The sequence below is a fragment of the Pseudomonas sp. R45(2017) genome, assembly GCF_002112305.1.
GTDB lineage: Bacteria > Pseudomonadota > Gammaproteobacteria > Pseudomonadales > Pseudomonadaceae > Aquipseudomonas > Aquipseudomonas paraglycinae.
In genome coordinates, this window is the sequence record NZ_NEHH01000004.1 from 22,148 (window position 1) to 38,794 (window position 16,647).

A 16,647-nucleotide genomic window follows, 5' to 3' on the forward strand; every position below is an offset into this window, starting at 1 on the left:
ATGCCTTTGATTTCGCGTTTCATCCTTCTGCTGGGAGTGCTGCTGGTCAGCGCCTGCGCCCAGCAAGCCCCGGCCTTCGTGCCGCCGTCCGAGCGACCGCTGGCAGCCAATGAAAAGCCCTGGCCGAAAAACCACGTGCTGGGCATTGCCTACCACGACGTCGAAGACCGTGATCCCGATCAGGCAGTGGTGGCGGTGCGCACCGAGCGCCTGCTCGAACAGCTCGCCTGGTTGCGGGAGAACAACTACAAACCGGTGACGGTCGACCAGATCATGGCCGCGCGCAAAGGCGGGCCGGAACTGCCGCCCAAGGCGATCCTGCTCAGCTTCGACGACGGTTACTCAAGCTTCTACACCCGCGTACTGCCGGTGTTGCGCGCCTACAACTGGCATGCGCTGCTGGCGCCGGTCGGCACCTGGATAGATACGCCGCTGAACCAACCGGTGGACTTCGCTGGCACGCCGCGTCCGCGCTCGGACTTCCTGACCTGGGCTCAGGTGCGGGAAATCTCGCAATCGGGCCTGGTGGAAATCGCCGCTCACACCGACGCCAGCCACAAAGGCATCCTCGCCAACCCGCAAGGCAACCTGCAGCCGGCGGCCGCGACCCGACGCTACGATCCAGTGAGCAAACGCTACGAATCCGAAGCCGATTTCCAGGCGCGGATCCGCGCCGACGTGCAGGCGATCTCGGAGAAGATCCGCAAGAACACCGGGAAGAAACCGCGCGTCTGGGTCTGGCCTTACGGGACGGCGGACGGCACGTCGCTGACCGTGGTGAGTGAGGAAGGCTACGAAATGGCCCTGACCCTCGATGACGGTCTCGATGCCCTCGACAACCTGATGAGCGGGCCGCGTTTCCTGGTGGCTTCCGACCCTGATGGCGAGCACTTCGCCAACAGCGTGGTCGGCGTGCAATCGGATTTCACCATGCGCGTCGTGCATGTGGATCTGGACAACGTCTACGACCCGGATCCGGCGCAGCAGGAAATCAACCTCGGCAAACTGATCCAGCGCATGGCCGACATGGGCGCCAACACCGTGTTCCTGCAAGCCTTCGCCGATCCGAAGGGCGATGGCCTGGTGCATTCGCTGTACTTCCCGAACCGTCATCTGCCGATGCGCGCCGACCTGTTCGACCGCGTCGCCTGGCAATTGCGCACCCGGGCTCATGTGAAGGTTTTCGCCTGGATGCCGGTGCTGAGTTTCGAACTGGATTCGAAGCTGCCACGGGTAACGCGCTGGGATCCGAAGACGGGTACGAGCGCTGTCGATCCGGATCAATACAAGCGCCTGTCGCCGTTCGATCCCGAGGTACGGCGGATCATTGGCGAGATCTACGAAGACGTGGCGCGCCTGACTTCGGTCGACGGCATTCTCTACCACGACGACGCAGTGCTCTCGGACTTCGAAGACGCCGGCCCTCAGGCGCTGAAGGCCTATGCCGCCAACGGCCTGCCGGGCTCGATCGCCGCTCTGCGTGACGATCCGGCGGCGATGCAGCGCTGGACGCGCTTCAAGAGCCGCTACCTGATCGACTTCACCAACGAACTGACCGCCAAGGTGCGCGCGATTCGTGGCCCGCAAGTGCTCACCGCACGCAACATCTTCGCCGAGCCGGTGCTCAATCCGCACAGCGAAGCGTGGTTCGCGCAGAACCTCGACGACTTCCTCGGGACTTACGACTGGACGGCGCCGATGGCCATGCCGCTCATGGAAAAACAGACCCAGGCGCAATCCGGCCCGTGGCTCGAAGCGCTGGTGGCGAAGATCAAACAGCGCCCCGGTGCGCTGGATCGCACGGTGTTCGAACTGCAGGCCCGGGACTGGACGAAAAAAGACCAGGCCGACATCGACGGCGCACAACTGGCCGACTGGATGAGCCGCCTCAAGCGTCAGGGCGCCACCAGTTTCGGCTACTACCCGGACAACTTTCTCGAGAACCTGCCGGACCTGAAAACCGTGCGGCCTGCACTCTCCAACAAATGGAACCCATGACATGCTGGATAGACTGCTGGCCCTGCTTGTTCTGGCGATCGTCCTCGGCGTCCCGCTGGGGCTGATCTTCCTGGTCACCGGGCAATTCCTGATGGACTTCGTGTTCTTCTACCCGCTGTTCATGTCCGGGTTGTGGATTTCCGGTGGCCTGTATTTCTGGCTGCACTGGGAGCGGCACTGGCCGTGGAAGGACGACACCCTGCCGCCACCGCTGGAAGGCGAACCGCTGATTTCGATCCTGATCCCTTGCTACAACGAGGGCGACAACGCCGCCGACACCATCCACGCGGCGCTGGCGCAGCACTACCCGAACATCGAAGTCATCGCGATCAACGACGGCTCCAAGGACAACACCGCCGAAGTGCTGGATGCGCTGGCCAAGGAAGACCCGCGGCTGCGCGTGCTGCACCTGGCGGAAAACCAGGGCAAGGCCGTGGCCCTGCGCATGGGCGCCATCGCGGCGCGCAGCGAATATCTGGTGTGCATCGACGGTGACGCGCTGCTGGCGCCGAACACTGCGGCTTATCTGGTGGCGCCGATGCTGGACAACGCACGACTGGGTGCGGTGACCGGCAACCCACGAATCCGCACGCGTTCGACCCTGGTCGGGCGGGTTCAGGTTGGTGAGTTCTCGTCGATCATCGGGCTGATCAAGCGCACTCAGCGGGTGTTCGGGCGAATCTTCACCGTGTCGGGTGTGATCGTCGCGTTCCGCCGCACCGCGCTGAACCGGGTCGGCTACTGGAGCCCGGACATGATCACCGAAGACATCGACATCAGCTGGAAGCTGCAACTGGATCACTGGAGCATCTTCTACGAGCCCCGTGCCCTGTGCTGGATCCTGATGCCGGAAACCCTGCGCGGTCTGTGGAAGCAGCGCCTGCGCTGGGCCCAGGGCGGTGCCGAAGTGCTGTTCAAGAACATCCGCGGGATCTGGCAGTACCGTCACCGTTACCTGTGGCCGCTGCTGTTCGAATACTGCCTGTCGACCGGCTGGGCGTTCACCTTCCTGTTGTCGGTGATCTTCTGGGGCGTCGGCAAGTTCGTGGTCATGCCTGAAGCCATTGCCGTCGATCACCTGATGCCCCCGGCGTTTACCGGTCTGCTGCTTGCGTTTGTCTGCCTGGTGCAGTTCGCGGTCAGCATCATCATTGACCGTCGTTACGAACCGGGCCTGGGCAAGACCATGTTCTGGGTGGTCTGGTATCCGATTGCGTTTTGGTTCGTCAGCCTGCTGACCACGCTGGTCAGTTTCCCCAAAGTATTGTTCGGCCAACACCAGAAGCGTGCGCGCTGGGTCAGTCCCGACCGGGGTATCAAGCCGCTCGGGGACGATGAAGAGGAGGTTATCAAATGAAAATCATCCGGACCCGCCAACGGCCGTTTCTGGTGGTGGTCGATGCGTTCTTCACGGTGCTGGCCTGGATCGGTCTGCTGTATCTGCTGGCGCGGGGTTTATGGCCGCTGATCGAGACCCACGAAGGCGGGCCGCGCATCGACAATTCGGCGTTCGAAGCCCTTGGCACCTTGCAGATTTACCTGTGGGTGGCGCTGGTCAACGCGGTGATCCTGATCGGCTGGGCGCGCTATCAGCAACGCAAGAGCCGAAGCTTCGCTCAACGCCGCCTGCCGTCCCCGGTGGTCGACGATGAGGGGCTGAGCCGCAGCTTCAAACTGTGCGACGAGCGCTTTCAGAAGCTGCGCGGGCCGGGCGTGATGACCATCCACAACGATCAGGACGGCGATGTCAGTCATGTGGTGCCGCATCTGTGGCCGGTTCAGCCGCAGGAGCTTCCGCCACCGCTGGCCCCGCTGGAGCATCCTCGGGTGATCTTTCTGCACGCCGAGGACGACGACAACCGCGAGCCGCTGAACCGGATCACCTGACGGCGCGAATCAGCCGCCAGGCTTCCTCCATCGGCAGCGGTTGCTTCATGCGTTCGGCCAGCAGCGCCATCGCCCGTTCCTGCTCACAGGCCACCGCCGCCACCACCACGCCCTTGCTCCCGAACAGCCCGATAAATGGCGGCTGTTCGGGTTCGCCGATGAATTCGACTGCATCCCACGCCTCGGCGTGGCCGAGATAGTCGTAGTTGCGGCCGAAATGCCAGGTCCAGAAATACGGCACGTCGAGGTAATGCTCATCGCCACCGAGCAGGTTCGCGGCGGCGATTCGCGCGTGCTGCTGGGCCAGGCGCCAGTGTTCGATGCGTTGCGGTTTACCGTTCAGCGGGAAGGTGGCGATATCGCCAATGGCCCACAGACTGTCCGCGACGCGCAGGCTGGCATCGACCAACAGTGATTGATCGTCCTCGCGCGGCAAGTCGCTGAACGCTTCGGTGGCTGGATGCACGCCGATTCCCGCCAACACCAGATCCGCCGACAGGCGCAGGCCGTTGTCGAGCAACACCGCCTCGACCTTGCCGTCGCCGGTGATCTCCCTGGCTTCGTGATCAGTGATGAATTTCACGCCGTTTTCTTCGTGCAGCGCACGGATCGCCTTGCCGACGGCTTCACCGAATTGCGCCGCGAAGGGAATCGCATGGCGCGCCAGCACCGTCACCTCGAGACCGTGCTGGCGCAGGGCCGAAGCGCATTCGAGCGCAATGAAACTGTCACCGATGATCACCGCGCGCTGACCGGGTTGGGCGGCGTCCATGATGGATTGCGCCTGAGCTTTGGAGCGCAGGACAAACACCTGGGGCAGGTCGGCGCCGGGCAGTTTCAGCGCGTTTGGCGTTGCACCGGTGGCCAGTACCGCCGCGTTGTAATGCAGTGTGCGGCCATCGCTCAGGTGAAGGGTTTTGGTATCGGCATCGAGCCCGGTGACCTCGCCTGAAACCCGGTTGATGTGCTGTTCGCGGTAAAAATCGTCATCGCGCAGGGGCGGGGTTTCCGGCGGCGGCATTTCCCCGGACAGCACGAATTTGCTCAGCACCGTGCGGTCGTAGCCGGCGTCCGGCTCGCGGTCGATCAGCACGATCCGCCCGCCGAAGCCTTTTTCCCGCAGGGCGGCGGCGCAGGCCGTTCCCCCGGCACCGGCGCCGACGATGACAAAGGTGCGCGGATCGTCCTGCGGCGGAGTGTGCGGATCCGGCAACGGCTGGTCATCGACCCACACCTCGTCGCCGCGCAGTTCCAGCGGATAGCGCTTGAGGCTGTCCAGCGCCGGAGGTTCGCACAGGGCGCCATCTTCGGCGCGAAAGGCTGCCTTGTGCCACGGGCAGATCAGCCGGCCGTGGCACAACGCACCTTCCGCCAGCGGCGCGCCGGCGTGCGGGCATTGCCCCTGAAAGGCGCGTAACTGGCCGGCGGCGCGCAGCAGGACGATCTTGCAGTCGCCAATCTGCACCTCCAGCCCACGGTCTTCAGGCACATCGGCGAAACGGGCGACACGGTGCAGGGTCATGGTCGTGCTCCTCACAGGCATTTCTCTTACGAGTTTGGGCCGCATTGCGAGGTTCAGCCATTTCCCACTGCCACGGCACGAACGGTACGGCTATAGTTTGCAGGCCGACGAAGGCCCAACTGCACAAGGTGCTCCCGGAATGACCCGATTGACCTCTCTCAACCCTTGGCTGGCGGCCGTTGCCGTCGCCCTTTGCGTGCAGTTTCCGGCGCAGGCCCAGGAGCGTTTCACCCTCAGCATTCCCGGTGTGTCGGATAACCGCCTGTTCACCTCGGCGGCGGCCAGCGATGCGGTCGGCTGCGGTGGCAAGAACCAGTCGCCGGCCCTGAGCTGGAATGCCGGCCCGAGCGGAACCCTGAGCTACGCCATCGTCATGCACGATCCGGACGGCCAGAAAGGCGCGGGCGTCGATCACTGGGTTCACTACGGGATCAGGGCCACGACCCGGCAGATTCCGGCCGGTGTCGGAGCCAAATCGGCCCTCGAAGGCGTCGGTGGCACCAACAGCAAAGGCACCACCAGCTACGTCGGCCCGTGCCCACCGGTGGGCGACAGCGCGCACCACTACATCATCCAGATCTACGCCCTGGATCTGGCCCCGGACGCCTTGCCCGCCGGCCTGACCCGCGCCCAGCTGATGGAAAAAATCAAAGGCCACGTGCTGCGCAACAGCAGTGCGGTGCGGCGTTATCACCGCTGAAAAAAATTTCGGCGAGGTTTAACCCGAACTGACAGGGCTGCCCGTCTCAGGGGATGAATGGATAAATTCATCCCCGAGGTCAGCCCCCATGTCCCTTCCTTCCACGCTTCTGCGCCCCCTTGCTGCCAGTGTGTTGCTGGTGGTTGCCGGTTGCGGCGTTTCCTCCAGCCCGGAAACCACCGTCGCGCCGCCTCCGGCGCAGACCGAACTGAAATCTTCCGTGCAGCCTGAAGCGGTCATGGCCGATAGCGCGATGGCCAAACGCAGTGCACTGGCGGCGCCGATCGCCCGTTTTGCACCGATGCCGGCCAGTGAAAGTTATCCACAAGGCTATCGTGACGAACAACGCGAGCAGTACGCCAAGCTGGCCGACAACCCGGCCCACAGCGTCGCCGAAACCCCGGTCTCGACCTTCAGCGCCGACGTCGACACCGGCGCCTACGCCAATGTGCGGCGCCTGCTCAATCAGGGTCGACTGCCGCCGGAAGGCGCGGTGCGGCTGGAAGAAATGGTCAATTACTTTCCCTACGACTACGCGCTGCCGAGCGATGGCTCGCCCTTCGGCGTGACCACCGAACTGGCCGCTTCACCGTGGAACCCGCACACCCGCTTGCTGCGCATCGGCATCAAGGCCTCCGACCGCGCGGTGGCGGAACTGGCCCCGGCGAACCTGGTGTTTCTGGTGGATGTCTCCGGCTCAATGGACCGCCCCGAAGGCTTGCCGCGGGTCAAAAGCACCCTGAAGTTGCTGGTCGATCAATTGCGCGAGCAGGATCGGGTTTCGCTGGTGGTGTATGCCGGCGAATCCAGAGTGGTGCTGGAGCCGACTTCCGGACGGGAAAAAGCGAAAATTCGCACAGCCATCGAGCAATTGACCGCCGGTGGCTCGACTGCGGGCGCTTCAGGCATCGAGTTGGCTTATCAGATGGCGCAGCAGGCGTTCATCCCCAAAGGCATCAACCGCATCCTGTTGGCCACCGATGGTGACTTCAATGTCGGCATCAGCGACTTCGACAGCCTGAAACAAATGGCTGTGGATAAACGCAAGACCGGGATTTCCCTGACCACCCTGGGTTTCGGTGTGGATAACTACAATGAACACCTGATGGAACAACTGGCCGATGCTGGTGACGGCAACTACGCCTACATCGACAACCTGCGCGAAGCGCGCAAGGTGCTGGTGGATCAACTCGGTTCGACCCTCGCCGTGGTGGCGAAAAACGTCAAGTTGCAGGTCGAGTTCAACCCGGCGCAGGTCAGCGAATACCGCCTGCTCGGCTACGAAAATCGCGCACTGAAGCGTGAGGATTTCAGCAATGACAAGGTCGATGCCGGTGAAATCGGTGCAGGCCATACGGTGACGGCGTTGTATGAAATTGTCCCGACAGGCGAGCAGGGCTGGCTGGAACCGCTGCGTTACGGAAAAACCGATGCAGTGGTTTCCGAGAAGAAAGGAGAATTGGCAATGCTGCGTGTGCGATATCAAAAGCCTGAGGGTGGGAAAAGTCTGCTGATCGAGCGGCCGATTGCCAGTCAGGTTGCGCCGGCCAGTGAGGATCTGCGTTTCGCTGCCGCCGTCGCCGCGTTTTCCCAGCAACTCAAGGACGGTCGCTACACCGGCGATTTCAGCTTGAAAGACACCGAAGCCCTGGCGCGAGGTGCCCGTGGTGATGACCGTTTCGGCCTGCGCAACGAGTTCGTGCAGCTGGTTGAACTGGCGCAGAGCCTGCGTACTTTTACTGCCTCCAACGCGATGTCCACTGAGCGACGGATTGAATAGTGAGCCGCCTCAAAGGCTTCATCACACAGCTGTTTGCCTCCGCCGACAGCCTTGAGGCCAGCAGCGACGAATCGCTGCTGGCCCGTTATCGCGAGGGTGACGGCAAGGCGTTCGAGATCCTGTACGCCCGTCATCGGCAAAGTCTTTATCGGTTTCTGCTCGGTTTGAGCGGCAAACCTGAACTGGCCGACGAGGTTTTCCAGGAGACCTGGCTGAGCCTGATCCGCAGTGCCAGTCAGCCACAAGGCCGGGCGACCTTTCGTACGTGGTTGTTCCAGATTGCCCGCAATCGCCTGATCGACCACTGGCGCAAACACGGCGCCCGGCAACCGTTGCATGACAGCTACGACGAACAGACCCACGCCGTCAGCGACGACGCCTCCGATCCCGAACAACTGCTCAACCTCAGCCGCGACAGCCAGCGCTTGGAGAGCGCTCTGCAATCCTTGCCCGCCGACCAGCGCGAAGTGTTCATGCTGCGCGCCCACGGCGACCTCGATCTGGCGCAAATCGCCAGCCTCACCGAAACACCGCTGGAAACCGTCAAGAGCCGCTTGCGCTACGCCCAGCAAAAACTGCGTCGGCTGCTGGCCGAGGAGGTACTGACATGACGGACGCCCGCCCGACACCCGAAGAGCAAGTGCTCAAGCACGTGCGCGAACAGCACAACGCCGAGCCGCCGGCGCATCTCGATGCGCTGATCCTCAACGCCGCCCACCGTGAAACCCCGGCACCACGGCAAAACCTGTGGCAACGCTGGCTCAAGGCCTGCCAGCAACCGCGCTATCAGGTGGTTTTTGCCAGTCTGGTCGGCATCGCGCTGATGCTGTCGCTGGTGCAACGCGCGCCGGAACCCGTGGCTCAATACGATTTCGCCCCCGCCGCGAAACCGGCTGCGCCAGTGGCCCGCCAGGAGGCCCGATCATTGTCGGCGCCCGCCGGCGCGCTTTCTGCGCCTGCACCCGCAATGGCTCCCGCGCCAATGGCGGAAATGGCCGCACCGATGCAGAGCGAATCGATCAGCGCCGACACGGCGGACGAAGCCAAGGTCAGCAAGCGCGCCGCCGCCCCGGTCAACGGTCTTGACGCGCAACTGCGTGAAGTCCTGCGCCTGCGCGAGTCCGGCCAGTCGCAAGCGGCCGACAGCCTGTTCAACAACCTGCACAAGCGCTACCCGAACGTGAATCTCGACCTGCGACTGGAAAAAATCCGCAAGAACTGACCGTATCAGCCATCCGCCATTTGGCATTGACCCGCAAAAACGCGCACTATCGGGTCATTGCCGATGCGCTGGAGGATGCCGTGGCCCAAAAAATCGACCGCATCGCCCAAATGCTCAACTGCCCGGTGAAGGGTGAGGAACTGCGGCGGGCAGTGACGGAGAGTCGCAAGGAGTTTCTTCTGGCCAAGCAGGCCGAAGAGGATCTGGAGGAAGACGTTCTCGATGATGACTTGATCGAGGACGAAGAAGACGATGATGAATACGACGAGTTTGACTGGACGACGGAGTGAGTCGCCAGCCAGCAGGCACAAAAAAGCCCCGGACCTTGCAGTCCGGGGCTTTTTCGTTTTGTTCATGGCGCACCAGGCGGGATTCGAACCCACGACCCCTGCCTTCGGAGGGCAGTACTCTATCCAGCTGAGCTACTGGTGCAGCGGGCGACATCATACCTAGGTCGGCTCGGGGCGTCCATGCCGGGTTTTGGTGCGTATTGTCAGTGCGCATGTCGGTTGAAAAGCACTGCATTCCATAAAGCTGTAACGTCCTGCAAAAGGCTCGCTTGGCGCTTTTGAGAGGCTGTTCTATGGTTTCCCTGCGACCCGAGCTGTTGGTACGTTGATCTGAAATGTTCAGCAATTGCGGCGTTTTTGTTCTTTTTTTCGAACGCCCTATTGTCCTTCAACCCCTTTGAACCTAGGATTCGTTTGAGATTTCAAACGCTCCTTATCCAGGTGCTGAGCCGCACGCGTTTTGAGTCGTGCGCTATTGATGTGCCAGCCCGGTGAATGATTTCCCTGACGGCAGCCTTGCGAGGCGCCTTTCTACAATCATAATTTTGCTCCGCGCCTTGCGCGGTGCTGTTAAGGAAAGCCGACATGCAGCTTAAAGACACCCAGTTGTTCCGCCAGCAAGCCTTCATCGATGGCGCATGGGTCGACGCGGACAACGGTCAGACGATCAAGGTCAACAACCCGGCCACCGGCGAGATTCTGGGCACCGTGCCGAAGATGGGCGCTGCCGAAACCCGTCGCGCCATCGAAGCCGCCGACAAGGCGCTGCCGGCCTGGCGTGCACTGACCGCCAAGGAGCGTGCAGGCAAACTGCGTCGCTGGTTCGAACTGATGATCGAGAACCAGGACGACCTCGCTCGCCTGATGACCCTCGAGCAGGGCAAACCACTGGCCGAAGCCAAGGGCGAAATCGTTTACGCCGCTTCGTTCATCGAGTGGTTCGCCGAAGAAGCCAAGCGCATCTACGGTGACGTGATTCCGGGCCACCAGCCGGACAAGCGCCTGATCGTGATCAAACAACCGATCGGCGTTACCGCTGCCATCACCCCGTGGAACTTCCCGGCGGCGATGATCACCCGTAAAGCGGGCCCGGCCCTGGCTGCCGGTTGCACCATGGTGCTCAAGCCTGCTTCGCAAACCCCGTTCTCCGCATTCGCTCTGGCCGAACTGGCCCAGCGCGCCGGCATTCCTAAAGGTGTGTTCAGCGTGGTCTCCGGCAGCGCCGGCGACATCGGCAGCGAGCTGACCAGCAACCCGATCGTGCGCAAACTGTCCTTCACCGGCTCGACCGAAATCGGTCGTCAGTTGATGTCGGAATGCGCCAAGGACATCAAGAAAGTTTCCCTGGAACTGGGCGGCAACGCGCCATTCATCGTGTTCGACGACGCGGACCTGGATAAGGCCGTCGAAGGCGCGATCATTTCCAAGTACCGCAACAACGGCCAGACCTGCGTCTGCGCCAACCGTCTGTACATTCAAGATTCGGTCTACGATGCGTTCGCCGAGAAGCTGAAAGTGGCAGTCGCCAAGCTGAAAATCGGCAACGGTCTGGAAGAGGGCACCACCACTGGCCCGCTGATCGACGAGAAAGCCGTGGCCAAGGTACAAGAGCACATCGCTGACGCGGTGAGCAAAGGCGCAACCGTTCTGGCCGGTGGCAAGCCGATGGAAGGCAACTTCTTCGAACCGACCATCCTGACCAACGTGCCGAAAGACGCGGCGGTGGCCAAGGAAGAAACCTTCGGTCCGTTGGCGCCGCTGTTCCGCTTCAAAGACGAAGCCGACGTGATCGCGATGTCGAACGACACCGAGTTCGGTCTGGCCTCGTACTTCTACGCTCGCGACCTGGGCCGTGTGTTCCGTGTGGCTGAAGCCCTGGAATATGGCATGGTCGGCGTCAACACCGGGCTGATCTCCAACGAAGTCGCGCCGTTCGGCGGCATCAAGGCTTCGGGCCTGGGCCGTGAAGGCTCCAAGTACGGCATCGAAGATTACCTGGAAATCAAATACCTCTGCCTGGGCATCTAAGCCTCGGTAGAAGATCGCTGTAAACGCAAAGGGCACGAGAGCGCTGTCCCTTTGCGTCGTTTCAAACCGGAATTTTCTCTGCGGCCGGGAACGCCGTGGCAGTCGATCATCGCATGCTGCCACCGCCGATTCCTCCCGCTTTATCCTTGAACCACGCCGCCCGATGAGCGGCGAATGAGGACTGTAATGAGCAAGACTAACGCTGACTTGATGGCCCGCCGTACCGCTGCTGTTCCACGTGGTGTCGGCCAGATTCACCCGATCTTCGCCGAGTCCGCGAAAAACGCGACCGTGACCGACGTTGAAGGTCGTGAATTCATCGACTTCGCTGGCGGTATCGCTGTACTGAACACCGGCCACGTGCACCCGAAAATCATCGCTGCCGTGACCGAGCAGCTGAACAAGCTGACTCACACCTGCTTCCAGGTTCTGGCTTATGAGCCGTACGTTGAGCTGTGCGAGAAAATCAACGCTCGCGTACCGGGCGACTTCGCCAAGAAAACCCTGCTGGTGACCACCGGTTCCGAAGCCGTTGAAAACGCCGTGAAGATCGCTCGTGCCGCCACTGGCCGCGCTGGCGTGATCGCCTTCACCGGCGCTTACCACGGTCGCACCATGATGACCCTGGGCCTGACCGGTAAAGTCGTGCCTTACTCGGCCGGCATGGGCCTGATGCCAGGCGGCATCTTCCGCGCGCTGTACCCGAACGAACTGCACGGCGTGAGCATCGACGACTCGATCGCTTCCATCGAACGCATCTTCAAGAACGACGCCGAGCCGAAAGACATCGCCGCGATCATCATCGAGCCTGTACAGGGTGAAGGTGGTTTCTACGTCGCACCGAAAGAATTCATGAAGCGTCTGCGTGCCCTGTGCGACCAGCACGGCATCCTGCTGATCGCTGACGAAGTGCAGACCGGCGCTGGCCGTACCGGCACTTTCTTCGCCATGGAACAGATGGGTGTTGCTGCCGACCTGACCACCTTCGCCAAATCCATCGCTGGCGGCTTCCCGCTGGCCGGTGTGTGCGGCAAGGCCGAGTACATGGACGCCATCGCTCCAGGCGGCCTGGGCGGCACCTACGCCGGTAGCCCGATCGCTTGCGCCGCGGCCCTGGCCGTGATGGAAGTGTTCGAAGAAGAAAAACTGCTGGACCGCTGCAAGGCTGTCGGCGAGCGTCTGGTCACCGGCCTGAAAGCCATCCAGGCCAAGTACCCGGTGATCGGCGAAGTCCGTGCCCTGGGCGCGATGATTGCCGTCGAGCTGTTCGAAAACGGCGACAGCCACAAGCCAAACCCGACCGCCGTCGCGGCTGTCGTGGCCAAGGCGCGTGACAAGGGCCTGATCCTGCTGTCCTGCGGCACCTACGGCAACGTGCTGCGCGTCCTGGTACCGCTGACCTCGCCGGACGAGCAACTGGACAAAGGTCTGGCGATCATCGAAGAGTGCTTCTCGGAGCTGTAATCCGTAGCACCGTGTGATCGGATCGACAAAAAACCCGCTTCGGCGGGTTTTTTCATGCCTGGAGAAACACGGGCGCGGTTTTCAGGTTGTACCGAATCGCCAGCATTGGCTAAGGTTCAAGCATTGCAAGGGAGGGCGAGCATGACGGCCGTCGATTTACCCGCTGTACCAAGAGTCCTGATTGCCGAGGCCGACCCGTGGTCTCGTGACCTGCTCAAACAAGTGTTGCTGAATGTGCGCTGCGATGCGCGGCTGGACCTGTGCGCCGATGGCCAGGAGGCAATGACGCTGCTCAGCGAAGTCCCCTATGACCTGGCGATCGTCGACTGGGAGTTGCCCGGCGTCGATGGCTTGAGCGTGTTGCGCAGTGTCCGCCAGCGCAAACGCAATCCGCCGCTGCCGTTCATTCTGATGAGCAGTCGCAACGACAGCGCCAGCGTGCGCGAAGCCCTGCCGCTGGCGCCGACCGCCTACCTGGCCAAACCCCTGAACATGGAAAGCCTGACCGAGCGTTTGCAGGGATTGCTGCTGAATGCCGGCGAAGAAGTGTTCTGTGAAGTACCGGCGCTGGCGCCGGGCATGACCCTCTCGGTTTTCCTCGAACGTCGCCGCGAGCAGGCCGACGGCGCACCGCTGATGACTGACGTGCAGGTGGCGGTCAAACGCAGCCTCAACCCCAACGGCCTGGACCTGAAGCTGCTGGAAGAGGAAATCCGCACCGATCCGCAGATCACCGCCGTGTTGATTGCAGCGTCGAACAGCGCCGCTAAGCATCATGGCGCGCCGGTGCAGACCCTGGCGCAGGCGCTGCATCGCCTGGGCACCGGGCAAAGCATGAATCTGATTCTTGGCCTTGCACTCAAACGCAGCGCCCGACTCAGCGACCCGTGCCTGGCGGATTACGCCGAGCGCTATTGGGGCTTGTCGCTGCACACCGCCGAGTACGCCCGCACCTTGGCGCGTCTGCTCGATCTGGATCAGGAACGCTGCTACTGCGCCGGGATGCTCCATCGCCTCGGCGATCTGGCGTTGCTGCGTTGTCTTCAAGAGTGGAAGCAGGCCGGCGGCGAGCTGGATGAACTGGAAGAAGTCGGCGATGCGCTGGCCGAATTCGGTGCGGCGTACGGTTCGGCGTTGCGCACTCGCTGGCGCCTGCCGCTGGAACTGCGCGAGCTGATTGCCTCGGTCTACCAGCTCGGTGGCGGGGTGTATTCCCGCGAGGCACTGGTGATGAACATGGCGGCGCAGATGGCGCGGCTGACCGAGCATGAGGGCGTTGAGGAGCTGGCGAAGAGCCGCACGGCGCGCTTGCTCAAAATCGGCTTGCCGGAGCTGATGCGGATGCGCAAATAGCGGCTTGATTGCGCATCCGCTCTTGAATCAGGCGGAAATGATCCGGTTCTTGCCCTGCCGTTTGGCCTCGTACATCGCCGCGTCTGCGCGGGCGAACAGGGTGTCGAGGCTTTCATCTTCCGGGGTAAGGCTGGTCAGGCCCTGGCTGACGGTGATGCCGAACGTCTGATCACCGTGGTTGAAGTTCAAGCGCTGAATTTCCCGTTGCAGCCGTTCGGCCACCTGCATCGCCATGTCCGGCGCACAGCCCGGGAAAACCGCAGCAAACTCTTCACCTCCAATCCGCCCGAACAGGTCGCCCCGGCGTAACGAGGCACGACCGCATTCGGCGATTCGTTGCAGCACGTTGTCGCCTTCCGGGTGGCCGTAGGTGTCGTTGATCACTTTGAAGTCATCGATGTCCAGCAGCAGGAACGCCATTTGCGCACCTTGCAGGCGGGCTTGTTCAAATTCCCGGTGGGCGCATTCGAAGAAGTGCCGGCGATTGCTGCTCTGGGTCAGCACGTCGGTGGTGGCCAGTCGCTGGAGCTCGGTTTCCATCTGCTTCTTGTCGGTGATGTCTTCGGCGATGCCGACGATGATCACCGGTTGCCCTGGTTCCTCCTGACGGTTTATGAAGCACTTGTCGCTGATCCAGCGCACCTGGCCGTCGGCGGCGATGATCCGGTATTCGCGGTCTTCCACGGCGCCTTTGTGCAGCACTTCGGCGAGGCTGCGTTCGGCGTATTCCAGATCGTCCGGGTAGATGCTGTCGCGCCACTGGTTGTAATCGGCCAGCAGCAGGGCGGCGGAGCGGCCGAAAATCCGTTCGTAGGCGGGGCTGACATACAGCACCTGCCGGGTTTCCCAGTTGAAGGCCCACAGCACGGCGTTGACGCTGACCAGCAGCGAGCTGAACAGTTGCTCGCGTTCGCTAAGCCGGGCGACTTCGCCCTGAGCGTGCATCAATGCCATCAGGGTTTGCGCGGCCTCGGGCCACTGGGGAGGGGATGAGTCTTTTTGATTGTTGTTGACCATCGACACGAATCTCAAAGGGCGTGCCGGGAAGTCGACAACGGCCACGGGAAAGCCCGCCGGGGGTGGCGAAGTGTCTTTGAGATAGGGGAACGGGGGTGAAGTTCCGAAGGGTGCGCCCTGGAACGGGGCGCACCGATCAACGGCATCAGGCGGCGACAGGGCGCAGCGAGTAGGTTTTCAACTGGTCGGCGAATTCACGCAAGGACTGGATGCCACTGGCCTCGGCCTCGTGTACCCATTCCTTGATGGCGGCGAGCATGTCGTGGCCATTTGCGCTGGTCTTGACCCAGATCTGCTGCAGGGCCAGACGTTTCTCGTAGATTACCTTCAGCGCCTGGCTGTGCTCGAGCATGTTCTGGATGCGCGCGTGGTGGCGATCTTCCAGCAGGCTGGTTTCACGGGAAAGCAGACGCTTGGCCCGGTGGAACTGGTGGCGTACCGAATGATCGACCTTGGCCAGTTCCTGTTTGACCAGCGGGCCAATCACCAGCTTGCGGTACTGGGCCATGATCTGGAAGCGGTTGTTGAGGATCGCCATGGCGGTGTCCATGTCCAGGCTGCCCTTGCCTTCGACGCGGTGGGCGATCGGGGCAACACGCTGGACCTTGGCCAGGCGCAGGAAGCTGAAGACCTGGATCCAGGCCCAGCCGAGGTCGAACTCCCACTTCTTGACCGACAGCTTGGCCGAGTTGGGGTAGGTGTGATGGTTGTTGTGCAGTTCTTCGCCGCCGATCAGGATGCCCCATGGCACCAGATTGGTCGCCGCGTCGCGGCATTCGAAGTTGCGGTAGCCGACGGCATGGCCGAGACCGTTGACCACACCGGCCGCCCAGACCGGAATCCACATCATCTGGATTGCCCAGATGGTGATGCCGATGGTGCCGAACAGCAGCAGGTCGACGACGGCCATGATCGCCACGCCCAGCAGCCGGTAACGGCTGTAGAGGTTGCGCTCGATCCAGTCTTCGGGGCAGTTCTTGCCGTAGATGCGCAGGGTTTCCGGGTTCTGCGCTTCTTCGCGGTACAGCTCGGCACCTTTGCGCAGGACCGTGGACAGACCCTTGACGACCGGACTGTGCGGGTCATCTTCGGTTTCGCATTTGGCGTGGTGTTTGCGGTGGATGGCGGTCCACTCGCGGGTGTTCTGCGCCGTGGTCAGCCACAGCCAGAAACGGAAGAAATGCTTCAGCCCGGCATTCAGCTCCAGGGAGCGATGGGCCGAGTAGCGGTGCAAGTAGACCGTGACGGCAACGATCGTCACGTGGGTCATCACCAGGGTGACGGCGACCAGCGACCAGGCCGACAAGCCAAGAAAACCTTCGTACCACATAGGCTATAGGGCCCTCGATAAAGAAAAAACAGCCGTTGCATTATCACCAAGCACAC

Annotated in this window: 14 protein-coding genes and 1 tRNA gene; 11 read left to right on the forward strand and 4 right to left on the reverse strand. The window is 62.2% G+C overall.

Features of this window, described 5'->3' with window-relative positions; all coding sequences use genetic code 11:
- Genes pgaB through pgaD form a run of 3 tightly spaced genes read left to right on the forward strand, consistent with a single transcriptional unit; the run spans position 1 to position 3,885 of the window.
- Entirely contained in the window at positions 1-1,998 is a 1,998-nt protein-coding gene (pgaB, locus tag CAF74_RS10200; protein WP_085746286.1) for a poly-beta-1,6-N-acetyl-D-glucosamine N-deacetylase PgaB, read from the forward strand.
- Between the two features lies 1 nt (position 1,999).
- The gene (gene pgaC, locus CAF74_RS10205) at positions 2,000-3,355 is read left to right on the forward strand and encodes a poly-beta-1,6-N-acetyl-D-glucosamine synthase (RefSeq protein ID WP_085746287.1); all 1,356 of its coding nucleotides are present in this window, start codon (positions 2,000-2,002) and stop codon (positions 3,353-3,355) included.
- Positions 3,352-3,885 (forward strand): poly-beta-1,6-N-acetyl-D-glucosamine biosynthesis protein PgaD, encoded by a 534-nt coding sequence (pgaD, locus tag CAF74_RS10210; RefSeq protein ID WP_074689361.1) that lies wholly within the window; start codon positions 3,352-3,354, stop codon positions 3,883-3,885. Before pgaC ends, pgaD begins: the two co-directional genes overlap by 4 nt.
- On the opposite strand, the gene CAF74_RS10215 is transcribed toward pgaD, so the two are convergent.
- Positions 3,878-5,407 carry an FAD-dependent oxidoreductase gene (locus tag CAF74_RS10215; RefSeq protein ID WP_085746288.1) on the reverse strand — a complete coding sequence of 510 codons (1,530 nt, stop codon included), beginning with the start codon at positions 5,405-5,407 and terminating at the stop codon, positions 3,878-3,880. The genes pgaD and CAF74_RS10215 overlap by 8 nt on opposite strands.
- A 139-nt stretch (positions 5,408-5,546) precedes the next feature.
- On the opposite strand from CAF74_RS10215, the gene CAF74_RS10220 reads away from it, so the two are divergent.
- The 5 genes from CAF74_RS10220 to CAF74_RS10240 all read left to right on the forward strand — a co-directional run bounded on the left by CAF74_RS10220 (position 5,547) and on the right by CAF74_RS10240 (position 9,399).
- The gene (locus tag CAF74_RS10220; RefSeq protein WP_085746289.1) at positions 5,547-6,107 is read left to right on the forward strand and encodes a YbhB/YbcL family Raf kinase inhibitor-like protein; all 561 of its coding nucleotides are present in this window, start codon (positions 5,547-5,549) and stop codon (positions 6,105-6,107) included.
- A gap of 88 nt (positions 6,108-6,195) precedes the next feature.
- Complete coding sequence (locus CAF74_RS10225) at positions 6,196-7,887, forward strand: VWA domain-containing protein (protein ID WP_085746290.1); 1,692 nt, start codon at positions 6,196-6,198, stop codon at positions 7,885-7,887.
- A gap of 29 nt (positions 7,888-7,916) precedes the next feature.
- Positions 7,917-8,498 carry an RNA polymerase sigma factor gene (locus CAF74_RS10230; protein ID WP_240866618.1) on the forward strand — a complete coding sequence of 194 codons (582 nt, stop codon included), beginning with the start codon at positions 7,917-7,919 and terminating at the stop codon, positions 8,496-8,498.
- Positions 8,495-9,109 carry a hypothetical protein gene (locus CAF74_RS10235; protein WP_085746292.1) on the forward strand — a complete coding sequence of 205 codons (615 nt, stop codon included), beginning with the start codon at positions 8,495-8,497 and terminating at the stop codon, positions 9,107-9,109. The genes CAF74_RS10230 and CAF74_RS10235 overlap by 4 nt, the downstream gene beginning before the upstream one ends.
- Before the next feature lie 20 nt (positions 9,110-9,129).
- Entirely contained in the window at positions 9,130-9,399 is a 270-nt protein-coding gene (locus CAF74_RS10240) for a hypothetical protein (protein WP_011331897.1), read from the forward strand.
- A gap of 65 nt (positions 9,400-9,464) precedes the next feature.
- On the opposite strand, the gene CAF74_RS10245 is transcribed toward CAF74_RS10240, so the two are convergent.
- Positions 9,465-9,541: transfer RNA gene (locus tag CAF74_RS10245), tRNA-Arg, on the reverse strand.
- Between the two features lie 443 nt (positions 9,542-9,984).
- Here CAF74_RS10245 and gabD point away from each other — a divergent pair.
- The 3 genes from gabD (at position 9,985) to CAF74_RS10260 (ending at position 14,244) form a co-directional block, all read left to right on the forward strand.
- The gene (gabD, locus tag CAF74_RS10250; protein ID WP_011331898.1) at positions 9,985-11,427 is read left to right on the forward strand and encodes an NADP-dependent succinate-semialdehyde dehydrogenase; all 1,443 of its coding nucleotides are present in this window, start codon (positions 9,985-9,987) and stop codon (positions 11,425-11,427) included.
- 186 nt (positions 11,428-11,613) lie between these two features.
- A complete protein-coding gene (gene gabT, locus CAF74_RS10255; protein WP_085684283.1) occupies positions 11,614-12,891 on the forward strand; it encodes a 4-aminobutyrate--2-oxoglutarate transaminase in 1,278 nt (425 codons plus the stop codon).
- A 141-nt stretch (positions 12,892-13,032) separates the two neighbouring features.
- Entirely contained in the window at positions 13,033-14,244 is a 1,212-nt protein-coding gene (locus CAF74_RS10260; RefSeq protein ID WP_085746293.1) for a response regulator, read from the forward strand.
- 27 nt (positions 14,245-14,271) lie between these two features.
- Here CAF74_RS10260 and CAF74_RS10265 read toward each other — a convergent pair whose 3' ends face one another.
- Together CAF74_RS10265 and desA are read right to left on the reverse strand one after the other, a co-directional pair.
- On the reverse strand, positions 14,272-15,261 hold the full coding sequence (locus CAF74_RS10265) for a sensor domain-containing diguanylate cyclase (protein ID WP_085746294.1): 990 nt from the start codon (positions 15,259-15,261) through the stop codon (positions 14,272-14,274).
- A gap of 145 nt (positions 15,262-15,406) precedes the next feature.
- The gene (desA, locus tag CAF74_RS10270; RefSeq protein WP_039772978.1) at positions 15,407-16,591 is read right to left on the reverse strand and encodes a delta-9 fatty acid desaturase DesA; all 1,185 of its coding nucleotides are present in this window, start codon (positions 16,589-16,591) and stop codon (positions 15,407-15,409) included.
- Positions 16,592-16,647 lie beyond the last annotated feature (56 nt).